This is a genomic window from Colwellia sp. 20A7, from assembly GCF_009832865.1.
Lineage (GTDB): Bacteria > Pseudomonadota > Gammaproteobacteria > Enterobacterales > Alteromonadaceae > Colwellia.
The window spans coordinates 2,121,974-2,142,393 of the sequence record NZ_CP047130.1 but is presented as its reverse complement, the minus strand read 5'-3'; the positions used below and the strand labels follow the sequence as shown (position 1 = coordinate 2,142,393).

Here is a 20,420-nt window from a genome sequence, read left to right as displayed (position 1 = left end):
TACTTTAATGAATTACTTTTATGAATTACTGCTTACTATATTTAAACGTTCAATGAAAAAGTGCTGTATCACTATTTTTGTTGTGATTTCATAAACGCCATTGCTTTTAACACAAACTTCTCACCTTGTTTATCGCCTGATATCAACGCTGCTTGTCCTGTTTGATCGGTTAATTCAGACCATTGCTCAAGTACAGTTTCAGGGCTCTGTTTGTGCTCTGGAATAAAACATCCTTCGGTTTCAAACATACCAGCACTTGAATAACCACCTGCACCCGCACATAAAATAAACCGATTTGGTGCTTCTTCATCACACAACGTTAACATACCCGCTGTTACTGCTTCAGGAGCAAATGCTTGTACAATTTCTGGCGGCATTAAGTCTTCAGTCATTCTTGTGCCAGCAGTTGGCGCTAAAGCATTAACACGAATATTGTTTTTAGCACCTTCTAGCACTAACGTATTCATAAACCCTAGCACCGCCATTTTTGCAGCGCCGTAATTTGATTGACCAAAATTACCGTACATACCACTTGATGAGGTAGTCATAACAATTCGGCCATAATTTTGTGCACGCATAATTTCCCAAACGGCTTTAGTACAGTTAACTGAACCCATCACGTGAACATCCATCACAAGTTTAAAGTCATCTAACGTCATTTTTGAAAAAGACTTATCTCGTAAAATGCCTGCATTGTTGATAAGAATATCAACACGACCCCATTTATCCATGGTCTGATTAACCATATCTTGTACTTCATCGAAGTTGGCAACATTAGCACCATGACTAATCGCTTCACCGCCATGTGCTTCAATTAAGCGTACCACTTCTTGAGAGGCTTCTGACGAGGCACCGCTACCGTCGCGAGCACCACCTAAATCATTAACAACAACTTTTGCACCACGTGCTGCAAGTGCTAATGCGTGTGAGCGACCTAAACCATTACCTGCACCCGTTACAATGGCGACCTTACCTTCAAAACTGATTGACATAATATTTCCTTAAAATTTTTTTATAATAACGACCGTTATTTAACCATTTGTACAGAAACCCATTCAGCAACAAGTGCGGGGGTGTCACAACCTTCTATTTCAACGGTAACTTCTGTACATAAACGATATTGCCCTGGTTTTTTCTCTTCAATTACCAAGGTTTTAGCATGTGCGCGGACGCGACTATTAACTTTAACGGGCTGTAAAAACCTAACTTTATCGAAACCTGCATTTAAGCCCATATAGAAGCCGTCGATAATGACACTAAAGTCTTCAGCGAAATGCGACAATAGAGATAACGATAAAAAACCATGGGCAATGGTAGAGCCAAAAGGTGTTGCTTTCGCTTTTTCTTCATCAACATGGATAAATTGATGATCGAGCGTACAATCGGCAAATTGATTAATTTGTTCTTGGCTTATTACGTGCCAAGGTGTTGGCGCTGATTGAAAGCCAATGTAATCCGCTATTTGATCTTTTTTTATCATTGTTGGCATTGTAAGTCCTTATTTATCTAAACATTTTGATGTTATTTATTATTAAAATTTATTTTTAGCTATAGCTTTAAACATTGTTAAAACTATAGGTATACGCTTAAAACCAAGCGACTTTCATATCGTATGTTGTACTGTCGCCAGTACATAAAATATTTGACCACAACGTTATTTCTGGTAATTCGAAACGATAGAAATACTGTAATGCTTGTAGTTTGCCATTATAAAAATCTTCATCTGCTTGGTGCTGCTGCTTGCTCAATGCTTCACTAGCAACGATACCTTGCTTTAACCATAACCAAGCAATGATAACGTGACCAAATACTTCTAAATATTTCACTGAATTCGCCAATGCAAGGTCAATATTCGTGGTTTTCATTGCAGTTAATACCGCATCAGTCGTTTGTTGAAGTATTTCAATTGCATCACTAAGCTGTGCTGAAAACACAGTTAAATTGCTATATTTCTTGGCTTGTTCAATAGTTTTATAAATTTCACTCAGAGTTGCTGAGTAGCCCGCCATTTTATTCATGGGTACTTTACGGGTTAATAAATCTAGCGATTGAATACCGGTAGTACCTTCATGAATAGGATTTAAACGATTATCACGATAAAACAGCTCAACCGGATGTTCGTTAATATAACCGTGCCCACCCAGTACTTGAATCGCTAGATCATTCGCTTTAGTGCCATATTCAGACGGCCAAGTTTTGATAATAGGAGTTAGAAAGTTTAATAACACATGCGCATGTGCTCGTGCTTCTTCTGTCGGTGCTGTTTTTTCATCATCACTCAGTTGAGAGCCGTAAAGTACTAATGACAACGCACCTTCGGCATAAACTTTTTGTGCAAGTAACATACGACGAACATCAGCGTGTTCGATAATATTAACCATTGGTGAAAGCGGATCTTTACAAGAAGGTAAGCGTCCTTGAGGACGGTTTTTTGCGTAGTCGACAGAATATTGATAACCAGCAACGGCAAGTGTTGCACCACTAGTTCCAACCATAATACGAGCTTCATTCATCATATGAAACATGTACTTGAGCCCTTGGTTTTCTTCCCCAACTAAATAACCAATAGAGCCATTTTTTTCACCAAAACTTAACGCGGTGGATGTTTGTGCTCTGCCCCCCATTTTGTGAAATAAGCCTGCAAGGGCAACTTCATTATCAGCACCTAACGTACCATCGTCATTTACTAAAAATTTAGGTACCACAAACAAAGAAATACCTTTAACGCCTTTTGGTGCACCTGGAATACGCGCCAAAACTAAATGAACAATATTTTCACTTAAATTATGATCGCCACCAGAAATATAAATTTTATTACCACTAAGTCGGTAAGTGCCATCGTCTGATTTCACGGCTTTCGTGATTAGGTCGCCTAGCCCTGAGCCACTGCCGGGTTCAGTCATCGCCATCGTGCCCATAAACCGTCCAGAACGCATCGGTTTAACCCACTTTTCAATTAACGCTTCACTGCCGTGAGCTTCAAGTAAGTTGGCATTGGCATTGGTCAACATGTTATAGCCTAAACCAACACCACCTGCAGCCGTTAAATAGGTGCTCGCCACACTGGCAACTATCGGTGGTAACTGCATACCATTTAATTCGTAATCAGCCGTTGCAGAGGAGATACCTGAGTCAATAATCGCTTCAATAGCTGGTTTAAGCTCAGGAATAAGTGTGACTTTTTTGCCATCAAATGTTGGTTGATGAGTATCAAGTTTTTGACGAATAGGTAAGAAGTGTTTTTCAGCTATCGCCTTCGCTGTATTGATGACTTCATTAAAAGTCTGACGGTCATGGTCTTGATATCTATTGCGTTTGATCAGCGCTTCACTGTCAAAAAGCTCATAGAGCATAAATTCAAGATCTCGTTCGTTCATTAAAGTGGCTGTCATACTTTTCTCTTATTATCTTTTTTTACTTATCGATATTACTAGCCATAAAAACAAAGATTTACGACTAATACACTGCCCTACAAAAGCGTATTGCGTTACCGTTTACTGTGCAGATACACCACCATCTATTGCAATGCATTGCCCTGTCATATAAGTATTTGCTGGTGATAGCATCATCAACATCATGGCAACAATCTCTTTAGGCTCGCCTAGTCGATGCATAGGTGCCCCTCTGCTCATTCGTTTTTGCTGTTCATCGTCAGCAAAGTTGGTCACCATTGGCGTTAAGGTAAAAAACGGACAAATAGCATTAATACGAATATTGTTACGACCGTATTCAACAGCGCCAGTCTTTGTTAAACCAATAACCGCATGCTTAGCCATTGCATAAGCACCACCTCTTGCTGCGCCACCTAATCCTGCCATAGAGCTGACATTTAAAATCGCGCCTTCGCCTTGTTTAAGCATTTGTTGTATTTGATGACGCATACCAAATTGAACACCTTTTACATTAACCGCAAATTGAGAGTCCATGATGGCTTCATCTATGTCATGTAGTGGCATAAATTCGTGGGCAATACCGGCATTATTCACCCCAATATCAACTTTGCCAAAGTGCTCAATGGCGGCATCTACCATTGCCTTACAATCATCATTTTTTGCAACGTTACACGCCATGGCAATCACGTCTGCACCTGTTGCTTTAATGCCGTCAGCAACTTTCATTACACCTGCTTCGTTAATATCACTAATCACTAGCTTTGCGCCACGCTTAGCTAATTCTTCAGCAAGCAGCTGACCAAACCCTTGAGCTGCACCTGTAATAACGGCGACTTTTCCTGTAAAATCTAATAGTGGATCCATGGTAAATTCCTTACGTTACAAATATTGTTTAATAATTTAGTGTTTAGGTAACAGTTTGTTATGTTTTTATTCATCACTAATGATACTTAAAGCCATTTGTGCCAGCGGTTCAACAAAAGCACCAACTTTATTCGCTTGTTCATTAGTTGCATTACCTTGTGAGGCTCGTTTTGCAACACCTTGCGCAATAGCGGCTAATTTAAAGAAGCTAAAAGCAAGATAAAATGTCCAATTTTCAATATGATCAATACCCATACGCTGACAGTAAGTGGCAACATATTCTTCTTCCGTAGGAATACCCAGACTCTCTCTGTCTATTCCTTGTAAACCATCAATAGTTCCCATACCTTGTGGCATACGCAATTGCATGCATTGATAAGCTAAATCAGAAAATGGGTGCCCAAGAGTCGATAACTCCCAATCAAGGACCGCGATCACTTCAGCTTTATCCTTTTTAAACATAATGTTGTCTAAACGAAAATCACCATGAACTAAACAAACTCGACCATCATCTATCGGTAGATGTGTTTCAAGCCATAATATTAAGTTGTCCATCGCATCGATTTGTTGTAATTCAGTAGCACGATATTGTGATGTCCATCGAGAAAACTGGCGTTCGAAGTAATTACCTGCTTTGCCATAATCACGTAAATTAACAGCATCAAGATCAACACTATGTAATGCAACCAAAGCCCTATTCATTGTGTCGTATAGCTGACTTCGATAAGCGTTAGTTGATATTTCAGGTAGTGAAGCACTCCAATAAACAGTGCCATCACAAAATTCCATTAAATAGAACATCGAGCCTATAATGCTAGTATCGATACAAAGGTGATAAACCTTAGCTACCGGTACATCGGTATCTTTTAATGCGTCAAGTACCTGAAACTCTCGATCTACAGCATGTGCAGACTTCAATAAATTTCCTTGCGGCTGACTACGCAGAACATAAAGACCAGACTTAGCATTTACTTTAAACGTTGGATTTGACTGACCACCCGGAAACTTCTCTAATGTGATAGGACCAACAAACCCCTCAACATTAGATTCCAAATAGCGAGTCAATTTTTCTATATCAAAAGAAACGGTTACTGACATTATTTTTATCTCTTTCATTTATTTAACGCATTAATAGTTAACGCATTAATATTAAATCTATAAGTAACGGTAATAATTACCGCTGCTTATTAATAGCGTTAAGTACTATATTGATTTTTTAACTATATCTCGTCCAAGTTGCATCATGTGTACTTGATCAGGACCATCAGCTAAGCGCAACGTTCTTTGGCCGGCAAAAGCATGAGCTAAAAAGGTATCTTGACTAACACCCACAGCGCCATGGCATTGAATAGCACGGTCAAGTACATCAAGTGACATACTCGGAGCAACAATTTTTATCATTGCGATAATATCTTTGGCCGCTTTATTGCCTTCAAGATCCATCTTTTGAGCCGCTTTTAACGTCATCAGTCTGGCTTGTTCAATTTGGCAGGCAGAAATGGCAATATCTTCTCGAATAGATTGTTGTTTGATCATTGGACGACCAAAGACAATACGATCGTTAACGCGCTGGCACATTAAATCTAGGGCTCGTTGTGCTACACCAATTGATCGCATGCAATGATGAATGCGACCTGGGCCTAATCTACCTTGTGCAATTTCAAAGCCTTTACCTTCTCCAACAATGATGTTTTCAACAGGTACACGAACATTGTCAAAGGTGATTTCTGCATGTCCTTCTGGTGCATCGTTATAACCAAAAACTTTCATTGGACGCACCATAGTGACTCCTGCTGTTTTCATTGGTACAAGAACTTGAGATTGTTGGATGTAACGGTCAGTATTGTCTGGGTCAGTTTTACCCATCACAATCATAATTTCACATTGTTTTCGACAAGCGCCACTGATGTAAAATTTTCGACCATTGATAACGTATTCATCACCGTCGCGTACAATACTTAGCTCTATATTCGTCGCATCACTTGATGCAACTTCTGGCTCGGTCATAGCAAAAGCCGAACGAATTTTTCCTTCAAGTAGCGGCTCTAACCATTTTTTCTTCTGTACTTCATTACCATATTTAGCGAGTACTTCCATATTACCTGTATCAGGCGCTGCACAATTAAACACTTCAGGAGCCCAAAACACTTTTCCCATAATTTCAGCAAGTGGTGCATATTCTAAATTGGTAAGTCCTGCACTGTATTTTCCATAGCTAACCGGTAAAAATAAATTCCATAACCCCTGTGCTTTCGCTTTGGCTTTCAGTTCTTCCATTAAAGCAGGTGTTGTCCATTGATCCTGCGCCACTTGCTCATGCATTTGTGCTTCAGCGGGATAAACGTACTCGTCCATAAATGCGCTAACACGTGCCATTAATTCTTTAACTTTGTCGCTGTATTCAAAATCCATGGGAGATCCTTATTATTTTTACTATAAAGTTATGTAAGTGATTAACTAATATCAAATTAAGGTACTAACTTAATTTCATTAATGCTTCTTTATTAAACGGTGCGATTTCGTCTTCTTTATTATGTTCAATTTTATTTACCCACTCAGGATCAACCAACAAGGCACGACCAATAGCGACTAAATCAAACTCATCATTATTTAAACGCGTTAATAACCCTTCGATTCCCGTTGGGTTTGACGTGCCAGCAAGATCAACACTGCCTTCACCGGTAAAGTCACTGTCTAAACCAACACTGCCCACGGTAATGACAGGTTTATTGATTAATTTTTTTGTCCAACCGGCAAGGTTAAGATCTGAGCCTTCAAATTCAGGTAGCCAAAAACGTCGAGTACTTGCGTGGAAAATATCAACGCCAGCATCACTTAATAAGGTTAAAAATGTTGCTAACTCTTCAGGCGTTTGACAAAGTTTGGCGTTGTAATCTTGTTGCTTCCATTGTGAAAATCTAAAGATAATTGGAAAGTCTTTACCTACTTTTTCACGAATAGCCTTGACTATTTCAACGCCAAAACGAGTTCTGTTCTCTAATGAACCACCGTATTCATCGTTACGTTGGTTAGTGCCTTCCCAAAAGAATTGATCAACCAAGTAACCGTGTGCACCATGTACTTCGATAGCATCGAAACCAATAGCTTTCGCGTCTGCAGCGGCTTGGGCAAATGAAGCAACAACATCATCGATATCTGCTTTACTCATAGCAACACCGTTTGGTGCGCCCGGTTTATATAAACCTGATGGGCTATAGCCCGGAACTTCTTTATCTGGACCAATACCTTCTTTACGTACCGAACCTACATGCCAAAGTTGTGGTGCTATTTTTCCGCCTGCAGCATGAACTTCGTCAACCACGTGTTTCCAACCCGCTAAAGCCTCATCACCAAAAATTGCTGGCACACGTTCATAGCCGTTTGCGGCTTTATGAGAAATAAACGTTCCCTCGGTAATAATTAAACCAACATTGCCTTCTGCTCTGCGGCGATAATATTTTGCTACGTCATCCGTTGGAATATAGTTAGGTGAAAACGTACGTGTCATGGGCGCCATCACGGTGCGATTTTTTAAGTTTAAGGTTCCTGATGAAAATGACTTAAATAGTTTTGCTGCGTTGTTGTTGCTCATTTTATTTCCTAACATTCATTTGCTAATTATTTATTGTTAACACGGTTGCTAACTTGATATTGTTTAAATTTACACCGTACACAGATAGACAAAACGTACGGCTTATTTATGTGCTTCTATTTATCCAATCAAATAACCGCCATCAACATTTATTGCCGTACCGGTGGTGTAACTAGAGGCATTAGAAACTAAATACAGTACCGTACCGGCCATTTCTTCTGGCTGTGCAACGCGTTTCATTGGCACGTGATGCATCAGTTGTTCTAATATTTTTGGATTGTTTACTAAGGTTGAAGCGAATTTAGTATCCGTACCACCAGGTAATAAGGCATTAACACGAATATTGAATTGTGCACATTCCTTAGCGAACGTTTTTGTCATAGAAATAACCGCTGCCTTGGTAATAGAGTAGATACCTTGATAGTCGCCAGGAATTATTCCGTTGATTGAGGCAACATTAACAATCGCCCCGCCACCATTTTCTTTCATCAATTTAGCGCCAATAGTAGACATAAAAAAGTAGCCACGGATATTAACGTCAACCGTTTTTTGGAAAGCTAACAGGTCTGTATCTAATACATGGCCAAAATAAGGGTTTGCAGCGGCATTATTTACTAATATATCTAGTTTTCCGTGCTCGGCTGATATTTGCTCAAATATACTTTCTATTTGTTCCATTTCACCAATATGGCAAGCAATTGCTTGGGCACTTCCACCGGCAGCAATGATTTGGTCAACGACCGCCTGGCAACCGTCTATTTTACGGCTCGATACAATGACATGAGCGCCATTTTCTGCGAGTAACTTTGCTATATGCTCGCCAATACCTCGACTTGCACCGGTAACTAAAGCAACTTTTCCTGTTAAGTCGAACAAATTAGTACTCATATCTAAATTCCTCTTTAAAATTTTATTTTGTTAACTACCTTTATCTAAAGGTTTCCCAGTCATGACCCACTTGGGTTAAATGACCATAATTATTCAAGTAATCAATGCTTAGGCTACCTTTGGTAAAGAGTAGCTTTGTAACACTGGTATTTCGCAATTGTTGATTGATTGATAACGTATTCTGATCAGATAAGCCTAAAATATGTTGAACCAACACTGAGATGGTGCCGCCAGAAGTAAAAATACAAATGTTATTTGATGGCGTTATGTTACTGAACTCTTTCTTAGCATCGAGTTCTTGGTTAATCACGTCTTGTAATGCAGTGATACAACGCTTTTTAAACTGCGACCAACTTTCCATATAATCACCATCATATTTGCCACTTACCCAACGGTTAAGCGCTAAAGAAAATTCTTTTTGGAACACTTTATTTGCTTCTGATTTTTTACTAACTAACGCGGCCATCTTTGCATAATTTTTCCATTGGGCATCGTACCGCGACAACATATCAACATGATTAAATTCATCGAAGCCAGAGTGCAGTACTGTAGATGAAACCTCGCCTTGATAACCTTTTAAAAAATTTTCAAGTGTTTGTTCATGACGTAATAATGCGCCTGAAAACATTTTCCCTGGCTTATTCGGTGTCTTAAGCGTTTGCCAATATTGACCAAGTAATTCAGATTGCTGACAACCTTTATCAGACAGTTGATCATAATCAGCTTTGCCGAATGAAGCCTGCCCATGGCGAATAAGATAGATAGCAGACATAAGTTACGCTGCTATTATCAAGGTTGGGTGTTGCACTGGGATAACGCTTATTATTTTTATCATTTTATTTATTACCACCAATATAGTTAAACTGTTAACCAAGTTAATTAAGCATTGGATTAACGCGAATAACTCATGCTATGCCCAATCGAATGATTAAACAAATGAATAGTTCTTATAACCTACTATTCTCAATATGAATTTAGCTTCTTAGGTAAAAGTAGAAGTGTTAAGTAATGAGACTTTAGAAGGTACAAATATAAAGCATTGAATTATATAGGTTTATTTAAATGATACCGGTTTCATTAATTAAGTGAACAATTTTATACGTAGAAATGATCACATAGCTAGTGAGATTGGTATAACTCTGAAGATGTAACAATGAAATGATAAACAGCCTTGCAATAAAATATTACAAGGCTGCTTTAATTTACGTTGATAATCAGCTCTGCTCGAAAATAAAATCGATTTGAGTTTGATCGGGTAGTTAAACGTGAGTTATGTATTAATCCTTTTGTTTAAAATTCATAAGAAACAGAGGCACCATACATACGTGGTTGACTCGGGTAAGCATTATAACTACCCGCCTGAATCGGTGGTGGGAATGCTGAATGTAAGTACTCATCATTATTTAGGTTACGTACCCAAAGCTGAAGATTAAGCCCATTATTAAAGCTTAGCCCTGCTGTCGCGTTCAACGTACCAACTTCTCGCGTTAACGAGTCTGGCACATTTTCAGCAAGATAAACTTCACTTTCATAGATGTAATCAGTTCTAACATAACCATACGCACCATTTTCTAATTCATAACTGTAAGTAATGCCGGCTGTTATGCTACGTTCATGAATACCTGCTGGCTTTTCACCTGATAAATCAATAGGACCATCTATCCCTGTTGCTCCAACAAATGAATCATAAACGGGATCAAGAAAAGTACCGGCTAACGTGAACGACCAGTTTTCAGTTGGGTTGTAAACTGAATCAAACTCCACCCCTTGCGTACTTTGTTTACCGGCATTTGCCAATACGTAGCCAGTACCAATAAATATAGATGACTGAAATCCTTCAATTGTTTGGTCGAATAAGGTTACGTTAAATGCCCCTTTTTTAAATCTCGCTTTCAGACCTAATTCATAAACTTTTGCTTCTTCAGGAGAAGCAAAACGACCACCGTAGGTTTGATTAGCAAGTGCAATACCTGCACTTTCCATTGCTGCTTGATCTGCAAGGAACGGATTACTATTTCGTCCGAGATTCCATGATGATGCTTTAAAGCCAGTAGCTGCTGATGCAAAAACATTAAAGTTATCGTTTACCTCATAGGCTAAGCGCATTGACCAAGTTGTTTTACTATCTTCAGATTTACTCTGTTCAACGTCGTTAGGCAAACTCGGCATGGGTGGTAACAATTGAATGCTATTTAAAATAGGGATGGCTGGAGCAAGTGTTGGAATAAGTGATAATGGTACACCAAACGCTGTTAATTCAGTGTCTATATCAAGGCCAGACAATACATCTTTATTGATCTGTTCAACTGTTATGGTTTTTTCATCTTTCGTGTAACTAACACCGAAAATAGCCGTAAAATCTTCCGTTATATGATAATCAAAATTAGCGAATAATGAATAAGCGTCATTATCTTGGGTAAATTCAGAGTTTACAAAAGATTCATTTGAGAAAAACGAGCCTTGTTCAAGCCCGTAAACTTGTTCAACACCTGCTAATAAACCATCGGCACCACCAGCGGTCATCAAAGCATCAAAAAAAGTTCGAATATCATCTCCGTAATATAGCGTATCCCCAGTGATTACTTCTTCTTGAAATATATAGGCACCTACCATCCATTCTAAAGTTTGCTTTCCTGTTGAAGTCAAACGTAGCTCTTGGGTAATAGTATCAATTTTAGTGTGCCCGCCTTCACGTAATATATCTAGCGAGGTATAATCTACATCATTTAAAAAATCTGAATCATTACTACGTAGTGCACTGATTGAGGTAAAAGAAAAACCATCAAAGTCAATATCAAGTTGTACTGAAACACCACTATCTTGCACTGTATTATCAGGGTCTATATTAAGTGATGATTTATAAGAAAATGGGTCATTGTCATCTAATACGACACCACCTAATGCTCGAACAGCTGCTGTTGTAGGTCCATTAATAACATCTGCTGCAGTACAACAAGCTTCATCTATTTCACTATAATCAGCAATAAAACGTAAGGTTACATCTGAGGTAGGTTCATATAATGCTTGGCCACGAATATTCCAGCGGTCACGATTATTAATTTTATTTAGCCCAACGACACTATCGGTGTAACCATCACGTTTATTGAAAACCACCAGATAAACTGAAAGCTAACTCTTCCGTAATACCATTAGTAATATAACCTTTAACAAGTTTTTGATTAAAATTACCGGCACCTAATTCTATGTTGCCTTCAAGTGTATGTGCTGGCTCCATAGTTCTAACATTAATAACCCCGGCAGATGCATTCTTTCCAAATAACGTACTCTGGGGACCACTTAGTACTTCTATTTGCTGTAATCGTGGTAAATCACCAATTTGAGCGGCAGCTCTAGATCGATAAACACCATCAATAAAAATACCTACTGATGGTTCAATACCGGTATTATTAGTACCATTACCAAAGCCTCGAATGGCAAAGTTAGTATTTATAGAACGTTGTAAAGGGGTTACACGTAAGGTTGGTACAAGCGTTTGTAAATCGTTCATATCTAAAACTTTTGCTTGATCAACAGCGAGGCCACTTACAACGGTTATGGCTACAGGAGATTCTTGTAAGCCTCTAAGTCGTTTAGATGCGGTGACCATTATTCTTTCTACATCTTTATCATCATCCTCAACAGTTTGATTAGTTTCCTGAGCACTAACGGCACTCAGGTTGATAGCACTCAATATTGCTGAAACAAGTAATGTACGTTTAAAATATTTTGTTGTTCTTGTTGTTGATATATCTCTCATCTTGAATCCCCGATTTTGCTATAAATACTAAAAAATACGTATTCACTAAATATGATCCCATTCAAATACTTTGTTTGAACATGAATTATTGTATAAAGTACATTTCAGCAGCTGTTGGCTAAGCCGTACTTATTGTTGTTACCATTTATTGTCATCATCAACATAAGGTTAATGACTCCTCAAGCACAATTTTTGTACTATTAACCATGCTAGGTCTAGCTATTAAATTAAACAAATGAATAGTTCTAATAACTAACTATGCATACTAAGAATAGCGAAAAATATAAAATTAAATGATGAATTAATTATTATGACAATATCTATAAATATAGGGACCTGCGCTTAAATATAATGCAAATTTCAAGGTGATATATTTAAGGTGACCCATTGTGGTAGAAACAGCTTTGACAGGTAAATTTAGTCAATTACTCACAGTGTGCAATGAGAAGAATATGAGTGACTAATGAATTTAATAAAACTAATTTAAGAAAGTTAATTTAAATATAGAAAAGAGGTTTCAGTGGAAGATAAACAAAAAACGTTATTGCAATGCCGTTGTCCGTGGCTAGATACATCCAAGCCCGATTATGTTGCTTATCATGACGAAGAGTGGGGAGTGCCTGTTTATAATGATCAGAAATTGTTTGAATTTCTGTGCCTTGAATCTGCACAAGCCGGTTTAAGTTGGTACACAATATTAAAACGTAGAAATGGCTACCGCGATGCGTTTGCAAACTTTGATGTGAATATTGTTGCACAATATGATCAGGATAAAGTTGAGCAATTATTACTGAACCCTGAAATTATTCGTCATCGCGGCAAAATTAACGCGGCGATCAACAATGCACAACTATTTATTAAAATTCAGCAAGAGTTTGGTAGCTTTAGTAATTATATGTGGGGCTTTGTCGATAACAAAACGATTGTTAAAGAATATAAAACGTTGAACGATTATCCCGCCACAAGTACTGAGTCGGATGCTTGGAGTAAGGATTTGAAAAAGCGTGGGTTTAAGTTTGTTGGTTCAACTATTTGTTATGCTCATATGCAAGCATGTGGCATGGTTAATGACCACAGTTTAACATGTTACAAACGGAAACAAATTATTGATAAATATCAGCAGTGCTAAACTAGCTATTTAAAAATCACCATGTCATAATATGTCAGAAGGTCGTTAGTTAATGTTAAGAAAAAATACTTGAACTTTATATAAACGCCCTTATCTTAGTTATAACATGTAAAAGATTTAAAGTTATTATAATTAAACCTTAAAGGAAGTTTTATGCAAACTAATATGAATTTTCAAACCGCGAGTAAAAGCTCAGCGATTGAAATTAACAAAGTATTAAAAAATACTTATATGCTTTTATCTATGACACTAGCATTTAGTGCCGTGACTGCTGGCGTTTCAATGGCAATTAACCTGTCACACATGGCAGCACTTGTGATGATGTTAGTTGCTTTTGGTTTAATGTTTGTTGTTAATAAAAAAGCCGATTCTGCCAGTGGTATTTACTGGATTTTTGCTTTCACTGGTTTAATGGGTGCATCATTAGGGCCAATGCTTAATGGCTATGCAGCTATGCCTGGTGGTCCAGCAATGATCATGCAAGCGCTTGGTGGTACAGCATTAATATTTTTCGCTTTATCTGGATACGCATTAACAAGTAAAAAAGACTTCTCATTTATGGGTGGTTTTTTGATGACAGGCTTGATTGTTGTATTTGTTGCAATGATTGCTAATATGTTTTTCCAAATTCCAGCGTTATCATTAGCTATTAGTGCTGGTGTTATCATGATTATGTCTGGTTTAATTTTGTTTGATACTAGCCGTATTATTAACGGTGGCGAACGTAATTATATTAGAGCAACTGTTTCATTATACTTAAATATTTATAATATTTTTGTTCACCTTCTTCACCTTCTAGGTGTATTCGGTGGCGATGACTAATAAAGCTGTATATCAGCTTAAGCTAATTAGCTTTTAGTCTCAAAAAAAAACGTTATAATACCAAGCCTCGCAATCGCGGGGCTTTTTTATGCCTAACATGTAAAGTTTTTCATTGGTATAACAGATGACGCTTATTAATACACAAAATAGAGATGTAACCGTGAAGAAACTTGCCGTTCTTGTCACCACCTCCCCTTATAGTAATTTAAGCGTTACAGCGCTTGATTATATTGAAACTGCTCTTCAAAGTGGTATTGAGCTTGTAGGTGTTTTCTTTTACCAAAACGGTGTTATGCATGCGAATAAGGGCATTCAAATAGCCAGTGATGAATTTCAAGCGATACAACATTGGCAGCGATTACAACAAACCTATAACCTCCCCTTACATTTGTGTATTACAGCAGCAGAAAAACGTGGAATGAGTGATGAAAATACTGAATCTATACACTCAATTTTTACTGTTTCAGGCCTAGGAGAGTTAGTTGAACTTTCAACAAAAGCAGATAGGATGGTGCAGTTGTAATGAGTAACAACCCATTAAAAACACTAGCGATACTTAATAGTAAAGCACCTTATAGTGATACCGCAGGGAAGGATTCTGTAGATATTGCCTTGGTTTTTGGCTCTTTTGAACAACCCGTTTCATTATTCTTTCAAGGAGATGGCGTTTGGCAACTAGTACAAGGGCAAGATGGCTCTGCTATTTCAGTTAAGGATTACCTTAAAACGTTTTCAGCTTTTGAGTTTTACGATATTGAAGATATTTATGTATGCCAAAGCTCGTTAGAAGAGCGTAATTTACCTGCTACTTTTCATATTGAGGCAGTACAGGTATTAAATCAACGCGATTTTGCGCATAAATTAACATCGCATAATACCATTTTAAGGTTTTAGTGTTTTTAGTTTGAACTCCTTTATATTTTTACTAATTTACGGATAAGCGCCAAGGAATTACGTTTATGACTACACTACATATTGTTCGTCAAAGTGCCTTTACTACCAATGATTATTCACAATGTTTGCAAGTGCTTGGTGATAACGATGTGATCGTTTTTATTGATGATGGCTGCTATAACTTACACCATCATTTAACGGATAATTTAATCGATAACTTAATCGATAATTCAAATAATAATTTAACTGATAACATTGAAAACCCAATTAACATAAAGCTCAACGTGATAGCACAGCATGCTAATGCTCGTGCAATTAAGATCAATGAAGCGGTTTTCACACAAATTGAGATGGCAGATTTAGTTTCACTGACTTTTGAAAATGACAGAGTAATAACATGGCAATAGACTTTAAAGGCGCACAAATTGACACAGATAAACAAGGTTATCTGTTAGATTATACCCAATGGCAAGCCGATTTAGCGCAAGTAATGGCAGATCAAGATAGTTTTGTATTAACAGCTGAGCATTGGGAAATAATCAATTTTGTTCGTCAGTTTTATTTAACCTATAACACTTCTCCAGCAATGAGAGCCTTAACAAAAGCAATGAAAGCTGAGTTCGGTGAAGATAAAGCCAATAGCCGTTATCTTTTTCGTTTATTTCCAGACGGGCCAGCCAAACAAGCGACCAAATATGCAGGTTTACCTAAACCTAAGCGTTGTTTATAGTGATGCGAAGATAAAGTGCCTTGTATTTGGCAATTTTTTCTATGTATAAAATTGTTCACTTAATTAATGAAACAGGTATAACAAAACAATCCAATAAATTTTAAGCATAAAAAACGCCTACAATTTAATGAAGGCGTTTCAAGGTATAACTTGTTCAGTTAATTATATTATTAGTTTACTGGTAAAGTTGGTATTGTAATACCTGCCATTTCTAACATAACACGTACTACCTGACAGCTATAACCAAACTCATTGTCATACCATACGTATAAAACCGCGCGATCACCATCAACAATTGTTGCTTGTGAGTCTACAACACCAGCATAGCGCGAGCCCACCAAGTCTGTTGAAACAATTTCATTTGAAGCAGTGTAATCAATTTGATTTTGTAAGTCTGATTCTAATGACATCTCACGTAAATAGTTGTTCAAACTATCTTTATCAGTCTCTTTTTTCAGATTTAAATTCATGATGGCCATAGAGACATTTGGCGTAGGAACACGAATAGCATTACCCGTTAACAAACCTGCAAGTTCAGGTAGTGCTTTTGCAACTGCTTTTGCTGCACCTGTAGTGCTGATAACCATGTTGAGTGGTGCACTGCGACCACGACGAGGCGCTTTATGATAATTATCAATTAAGTTTTGATCATTAGTATAAGAGTGAATAGTTTCAACATGACCGTTACGAATACCAAATTCATCATTTAATGCTTTAAGAACAGGAGTAATCGCATTCGTTGTACAACTTGCAGCAGAAACAATTTTATCTTCCGGTAAAATCATGCTTTGGTTAACACCATAAACGATATTTTTAATATCGCCTTTCGCAGGTGCTGTTAATAAAACCTTTGCAACACCTTTAGACTGTAGATGTTGACTTAAGCCATCTTCGTCAGTCCAGATACCGGTGTTATCAACAACAAGGGCATTGTTAATACCATGCTCAATGTAATTTACTTCTGAAGGTGAATTTGCATAAATAACTTTAATAAAAGCACCATTGGCTTTAATTACATTATTTTCTTTATCAATAGTAATGCTACCATTGAATGCACCATGCACAGAGTCTCTACGTAATAAACTTGCACGTTTTTCTAAATCATCTCCGCCTTTACTTGGACGTAAAACAATAGCGCGAAGATTTAATTTAGCATTAGGACCAGTTTGTTCAATTAACAAACGAGCAAGAAGTCTACCAATACGTCCAAAACCATATAAAACAACATCTTGCCCTTGGTCTACATTATTTGTCGTATTGACTGTTTCTAATTCTTTTTCTAAATATTTCTCAATAGACAAGCCATTAGACTTATCTTTGAATAAGTAACGGTATGCCAATTTACCTACATCAATACGTGCAGGTGCTAATGACATTTTGCTTAACGCTTCAACAAATGGAAAACTTTCACGTAGGCGTAATTTACTTTCTTCATGTAAAGCAACTGATTTATGCGCTTTAATGATATCAATAGGTGAAGCATTTAATAACGGTCTACCATAAACAGATATTTCAATTCCTTTATTTCTAAATAGCTGACCAATGATTGGTTGCATATTTTCTGCGAAAGTTTGGCGTTCTTGCCAGCTGATCTGATATTCTTCCTCAAGATGAGACGTCATTAGTTAAGCCTTATATTTCAAGTGATTGAGCGAAAGTTTAATATAATAATCTTAGCCTAATTAAAAAAATAAAAAACTAGACTAAGGTGGATATTTAATTTTGGCATATTGTAATGCAAGACGTAATATTTCTCTATAGGTTACATAATAATTTAATGAGAAAAACTACAATTATTACAACGCTATTAATTCGTTATTACCTAGCCTGATTTTAAGGTAATAGATCAATATTATTGATATACAATTAAAATTTATAGGTCACCCCTTAGAATAGACAATATTTATCAACGCGTTATTTTATTCGTTTATCTTCGTTATTCTGTGAACTACCCCGCGACTTTCGCTTCGCTCGGATCATGGGGCTTCTGCAATCTAGTTTTTGATGACTAGGCTGCTTCTTTTTTCTCAGTTTCCACACCAAACTTTGACTGCTCAAAGACTTTCGTTTTAGAAGGTGATTTCTGCTGAAATTTGGGCAATGCCCTGACAACTATCCCAGTCGCCATTAAATCTTTTTCGCCCGTATCGGCAACAGACTTAGCGGCTGCTAAATCTCTGCACTGCACTAATCCGCAGCTTTCACAGGAAAATTCTCGTACGCTTAAATCGAACTTATGCTCGTGTTTGCATTCATGACAGATCCCCGATGATTTCACAAATCGACCTATTTCATGGTAAACAGCACCATTTAATTCTGCCTTATACTTGGCCAAGCCTGTGATCATACCCATCACATTATCATTCACCATTTGACCGTTGAACTGCTGCATTCCCTTTACGTTTAAATCCTCAAACACGATGATATCACTGGTCTTGGCTATCGAACATGATACTTCGTGAGCGAACGCTAAGCGTTGCCGAGAGATTTTTCCGTGAAGTTTATTTAAGCGTGCTTTGGTTTTTTGCCAGCGTATAGAGCCCTTCTTCCGGCGACTCAGTTGGACTTGAATTTGCTTTAGTTTTACCGATGCCTTTTTAAAAGCTTTTGGGTTTTTAACATACCAACCATTTGAACCAACAACCGTATACTGACTGTTGATATCATAACCTACAAGCGTTGATAACACTTGCTTTGCACTTTTACACTCGACTTCCTGAGTCAGTGAAATATACCATTTACCGTGCTTAAATTGAATCGTAGCCGTTTTAATCTTACTAGCTAAATCCCGATGTAAAATCAACGGAACCTTACCTACTTTTGGAAGACTAATAGCGCCTTTTTCAATACGGACACAGTTGGAGTTATTCACACACCGAAAACTATCGTCGTGCCGTTTCTTCTGCTTAAAACTCACCTTGAAAGTCGGGAATCGTTGAACTCTGCCTTTTGCGAACGAGTTCTTTAAAGCTAAATCAAGATCGCGTGCTACTTGTTGTGATGCCGCAGAGTCAAAGGCTTTTAACCAAGCGAATTCGTCGAACTTTTTCAGTTCACGAATTAACCTCGCCATTTCGTTGTAAAACAAAAACGTTTTATCGTAGCGGTAGCGACGCATATTCTCAGACAGCAACAAATTCCACAACCCACGCGCATATGAGCCAAACTCAACGAACTTAGCTTCCTGTGCTGCTGTCGGTTTGAGCCGATAATTGTATCTGAGCGTTTTCTTCATATACTGTATAGACTACTGTATAAAACGAGTTTGTCAAATGTAATTTCAATCAAGTTCACATTGCAAGTACCTAATTGCACTACACCTAATACTCGTGGTTAAATATCGTAAACAGCTACTTACAGGTGAAAAAGGGAGGTTTGTTAAAGAACCTATCCTCAGTATTTCGGAGTGCTCTGATTTTACGGTTGAGGAAATTGAAGTAGACAAAGATCATGTCCATGTACTTTTGTGTGTTTCTCCAAAATATTCTATTGGGCAGCATGTGAGAAGAATCAAACAACAAACCAATAAGATGGTCTGGAGTCGGTACCCTGATCTTAAAAAGCATTTTTGGGTTGAAAAAACGTTTTGGTCTGACGGATATTTTGTCTGTTCAGTCGGCAACGCTTCTGCTGATACAATTCGAAAATACATTCAAGAGCAAGGATAACTTAACGATTCATCCCCGCGACTTTCGCTCCGCTCGGATCACGGGGTTTTCTCGTTATATTTCGATAAATAATATTATACGTTGTTTTCTTTGATAGGCATTGTAGTAAACGATTTCCTTTAGGCGATGGGAACCGTTAAATTATTTGCTATAAGGAATGGTAATTTAAGGTTGTGACACAAAGTGATTGTATAAATGACTCACCAAGATGTGAGTCATTTTGTTCGCAGCCATTAACAGTAAAATGGTAGAGATAATTATATGCTGAGAGATAGTAATGCTTAATTGTTTTTAAAAGTTAAACTGAGCGAATTCACACAATATCTTTTGCCGGTTGGCATAGGTCCGTCGTCAAATACATGACCAAGGTGTGACTGACAATCCTTACATTGGATTTCTGTACGGCTCATATTATGAGTTTCATCTTCAAAGTAAGCAACATTACCTTCAATGGAAGAAGAAAAGCTAGGCCAACCACAACCAGCATTGAATTTACTGTCACTATTAAATAAAGGTTTATCGCAACAAGCACACAGGTATGTGCCTGGTAGCCAATGATCATTATAAATTCCCGAAAATGGCTGTTCTGTCGCAGCTAACCGGCAAACTTTATAAGCATCTTCACTTAGTTTTTCTTTATAATGATCGTTCATCAATATTTCTCCTAAGGGCTACAAGCCTTAT

At 37.6% G+C, this 20,420-nt stretch carries 20 protein-coding genes and 1 pseudogene; 7 read left to right on the top strand and 14 right to left on the bottom strand.

Annotated features, from left to right (window positions below):
* Positions 1–71: 71 nt before the first annotated feature.
* The 11 genes from GQS55_RS09265 to GQS55_RS19995 all read right to left on the bottom strand — a co-directional run bounded on the left by GQS55_RS09265 (position 72) and on the right by GQS55_RS19995 (position 12,493).
* On the bottom strand, positions 72–992 hold the full coding sequence (locus tag GQS55_RS09265) for an SDR family NAD(P)-dependent oxidoreductase (RefSeq protein WP_159819975.1): 921 nt from the start codon (positions 990–992) through the stop codon (positions 72–74).
* A 35-nt stretch (positions 993–1,027) separates the two neighbouring features.
* Positions 1,028–1,489 (bottom strand): MaoC family dehydratase, encoded by a 462-nt coding sequence (locus GQS55_RS09260; RefSeq protein WP_159819973.1) that lies wholly within the window; start codon positions 1,487–1,489, stop codon positions 1,028–1,030.
* 97 nt (positions 1,490–1,586) lie between these two features.
* On the bottom strand, positions 1,587–3,392 hold the full coding sequence (locus tag GQS55_RS09255; protein WP_159819971.1) for an acyl-CoA dehydrogenase: 1,806 nt from the start codon (positions 3,390–3,392) through the stop codon (positions 1,587–1,589).
* A 102-nt stretch (positions 3,393–3,494) separates the two neighbouring features.
* Positions 3,495–4,256 carry an SDR family NAD(P)-dependent oxidoreductase gene (locus tag GQS55_RS09250; RefSeq protein ID WP_159819969.1) on the bottom strand — a complete coding sequence of 254 codons (762 nt, stop codon included), beginning with the start codon at positions 4,254–4,256 and terminating at the stop codon, positions 3,495–3,497.
* 66 nt (positions 4,257–4,322) lie between these two features.
* Positions 4,323–5,354: a phosphotransferase family protein gene (locus GQS55_RS09245; RefSeq protein ID WP_159819967.1), complete on the bottom strand. Its 1,032-nt coding sequence runs from the start codon at positions 5,352–5,354 to the stop codon at positions 4,323–4,325.
* 105 nt (positions 5,355–5,459) lie between these two features.
* On the bottom strand, positions 5,460–6,668 hold the full coding sequence (locus tag GQS55_RS09240; RefSeq protein WP_159819965.1) for an acyl-CoA dehydrogenase family protein: 1,209 nt from the start codon (positions 6,666–6,668) through the stop codon (positions 5,460–5,462).
* 64 nt (positions 6,669–6,732) lie between these two features.
* The gene (locus tag GQS55_RS09235) at positions 6,733–7,848 is read right to left on the bottom strand and encodes an NADH:flavin oxidoreductase (protein WP_159819963.1); all 1,116 of its coding nucleotides are present in this window, start codon (positions 7,846–7,848) and stop codon (positions 6,733–6,735) included.
* A 120-nt stretch (positions 7,849–7,968) separates the two neighbouring features.
* Positions 7,969–8,736, bottom strand: a complete 768-nt coding sequence (locus tag GQS55_RS09230; RefSeq protein ID WP_159819961.1) for an SDR family oxidoreductase — start codon at positions 8,734–8,736, stop codon at positions 7,969–7,971.
* 40 nt (positions 8,737–8,776) lie between these two features.
* A complete protein-coding gene (locus GQS55_RS09225) occupies positions 8,777–9,508 on the bottom strand; it encodes a histidine phosphatase family protein (protein WP_159819959.1) in 732 nt (243 codons plus the stop codon).
* A 518-nt stretch (positions 9,509–10,026) separates the two neighbouring features.
* Positions 10,027–11,850 carry a TonB-dependent receptor gene (locus GQS55_RS09220; RefSeq protein WP_236559810.1) on the bottom strand — a complete coding sequence of 608 codons (1,824 nt, stop codon included), beginning with the start codon at positions 11,848–11,850 and terminating at the stop codon, positions 10,027–10,029.
* Positions 11,837–12,493, bottom strand: coding sequence for a TonB-dependent receptor plug domain-containing protein (locus tag GQS55_RS19995; RefSeq protein ID WP_236559809.1), 657 nt, complete (start codon positions 12,491–12,493; stop codon positions 11,837–11,839). The genes GQS55_RS09220 and GQS55_RS19995 overlap by 14 nt, the downstream gene beginning before the upstream one ends.
* Before the next feature lie 520 nt (positions 12,494–13,013).
* On the opposite strand from GQS55_RS19995, the gene GQS55_RS09215 reads away from it, so the two are divergent.
* The 6 genes from GQS55_RS09215 to GQS55_RS09190 all read left to right on the top strand — a co-directional run bounded on the left by GQS55_RS09215 (position 13,014) and on the right by GQS55_RS09190 (position 16,068).
* Positions 13,014–13,622, top strand: a complete 609-nt coding sequence (locus GQS55_RS09215) for a DNA-3-methyladenine glycosylase I (RefSeq protein WP_201294609.1) — start codon at positions 13,014–13,016, stop codon at positions 13,620–13,622.
* Positions 13,623–13,775: 153 nt separating this feature from the next.
* Positions 13,776–14,444, top strand: coding sequence for a Bax inhibitor-1/YccA family protein (locus GQS55_RS09210; protein ID WP_159819957.1), 669 nt, complete (start codon positions 13,776–13,778; stop codon positions 14,442–14,444).
* A gap of 124 nt (positions 14,445–14,568) precedes the next feature.
* Positions 14,569–14,967 (top strand): sulfurtransferase complex subunit TusD, encoded by a 399-nt coding sequence (gene tusD, locus GQS55_RS09205; protein WP_236559808.1) that lies wholly within the window; start codon positions 14,569–14,571, stop codon positions 14,965–14,967.
* Positions 14,967–15,338, top strand: coding sequence for a sulfurtransferase complex subunit TusC (tusC, locus tag GQS55_RS09200; RefSeq protein WP_159819955.1), 372 nt, complete (start codon positions 14,967–14,969; stop codon positions 15,336–15,338). Before tusD ends, tusC begins: the two co-directional genes overlap by 1 nt.
* Positions 15,339–15,403: 65 nt before the next feature.
* Entirely contained in the window at positions 15,404–15,745 is a 342-nt protein-coding gene (gene tusB, locus GQS55_RS09195) for a sulfurtransferase complex subunit TusB (protein ID WP_159819953.1), read from the top strand.
* Positions 15,736–16,068 (top strand): TusE/DsrC/DsvC family sulfur relay protein, encoded by a 333-nt coding sequence (locus GQS55_RS09190; RefSeq protein WP_159819951.1) that lies wholly within the window; start codon positions 15,736–15,738, stop codon positions 16,066–16,068. The genes tusB and GQS55_RS09190 overlap by 10 nt, the downstream gene beginning before the upstream one ends.
* 170 nt (positions 16,069–16,238) lie before the next feature.
* Here the strand turns inward: GQS55_RS09190 and GQS55_RS09185 are convergent, their stop codons facing one another.
* Together GQS55_RS09185 and GQS55_RS09180 are read right to left on the bottom strand one after the other, a co-directional pair.
* Positions 16,239–17,690, bottom strand: a complete 1,452-nt coding sequence (locus tag GQS55_RS09185; protein WP_159819949.1) for a glyceraldehyde-3-phosphate dehydrogenase — start codon at positions 17,688–17,690, stop codon at positions 16,239–16,241.
* A gap of 386 nt (positions 17,691–18,076) precedes the next feature.
* Positions 18,077–19,303: an RNA-guided endonuclease InsQ/TnpB family protein gene (locus GQS55_RS09180; RefSeq protein WP_159819947.1), complete on the bottom strand. Its 1,227-nt coding sequence runs from the start codon at positions 19,301–19,303 to the stop codon at positions 18,077–18,079.
* 58 nt (positions 19,304–19,361) lie between these two features.
* Between GQS55_RS09180 and tnpA the strand changes: the two are divergent.
* A pseudogene (gene tnpA / locus GQS55_RS20285) lies at positions 19,362–19,736 on the top strand (IS200/IS605 family transposase); the annotation flags it as partial.
* 281 nt (positions 19,737–20,017) lie between these two features.
* Here tnpA and msrB read toward each other — a convergent pair.
* On the bottom strand, positions 20,018–20,389 hold the full coding sequence (gene msrB, locus GQS55_RS09170) for a peptide-methionine (R)-S-oxide reductase MsrB (RefSeq protein ID WP_159819945.1): 372 nt from the start codon (positions 20,387–20,389) through the stop codon (positions 20,018–20,020).
* Positions 20,390–20,420: the final 31 nt, after the last annotated feature.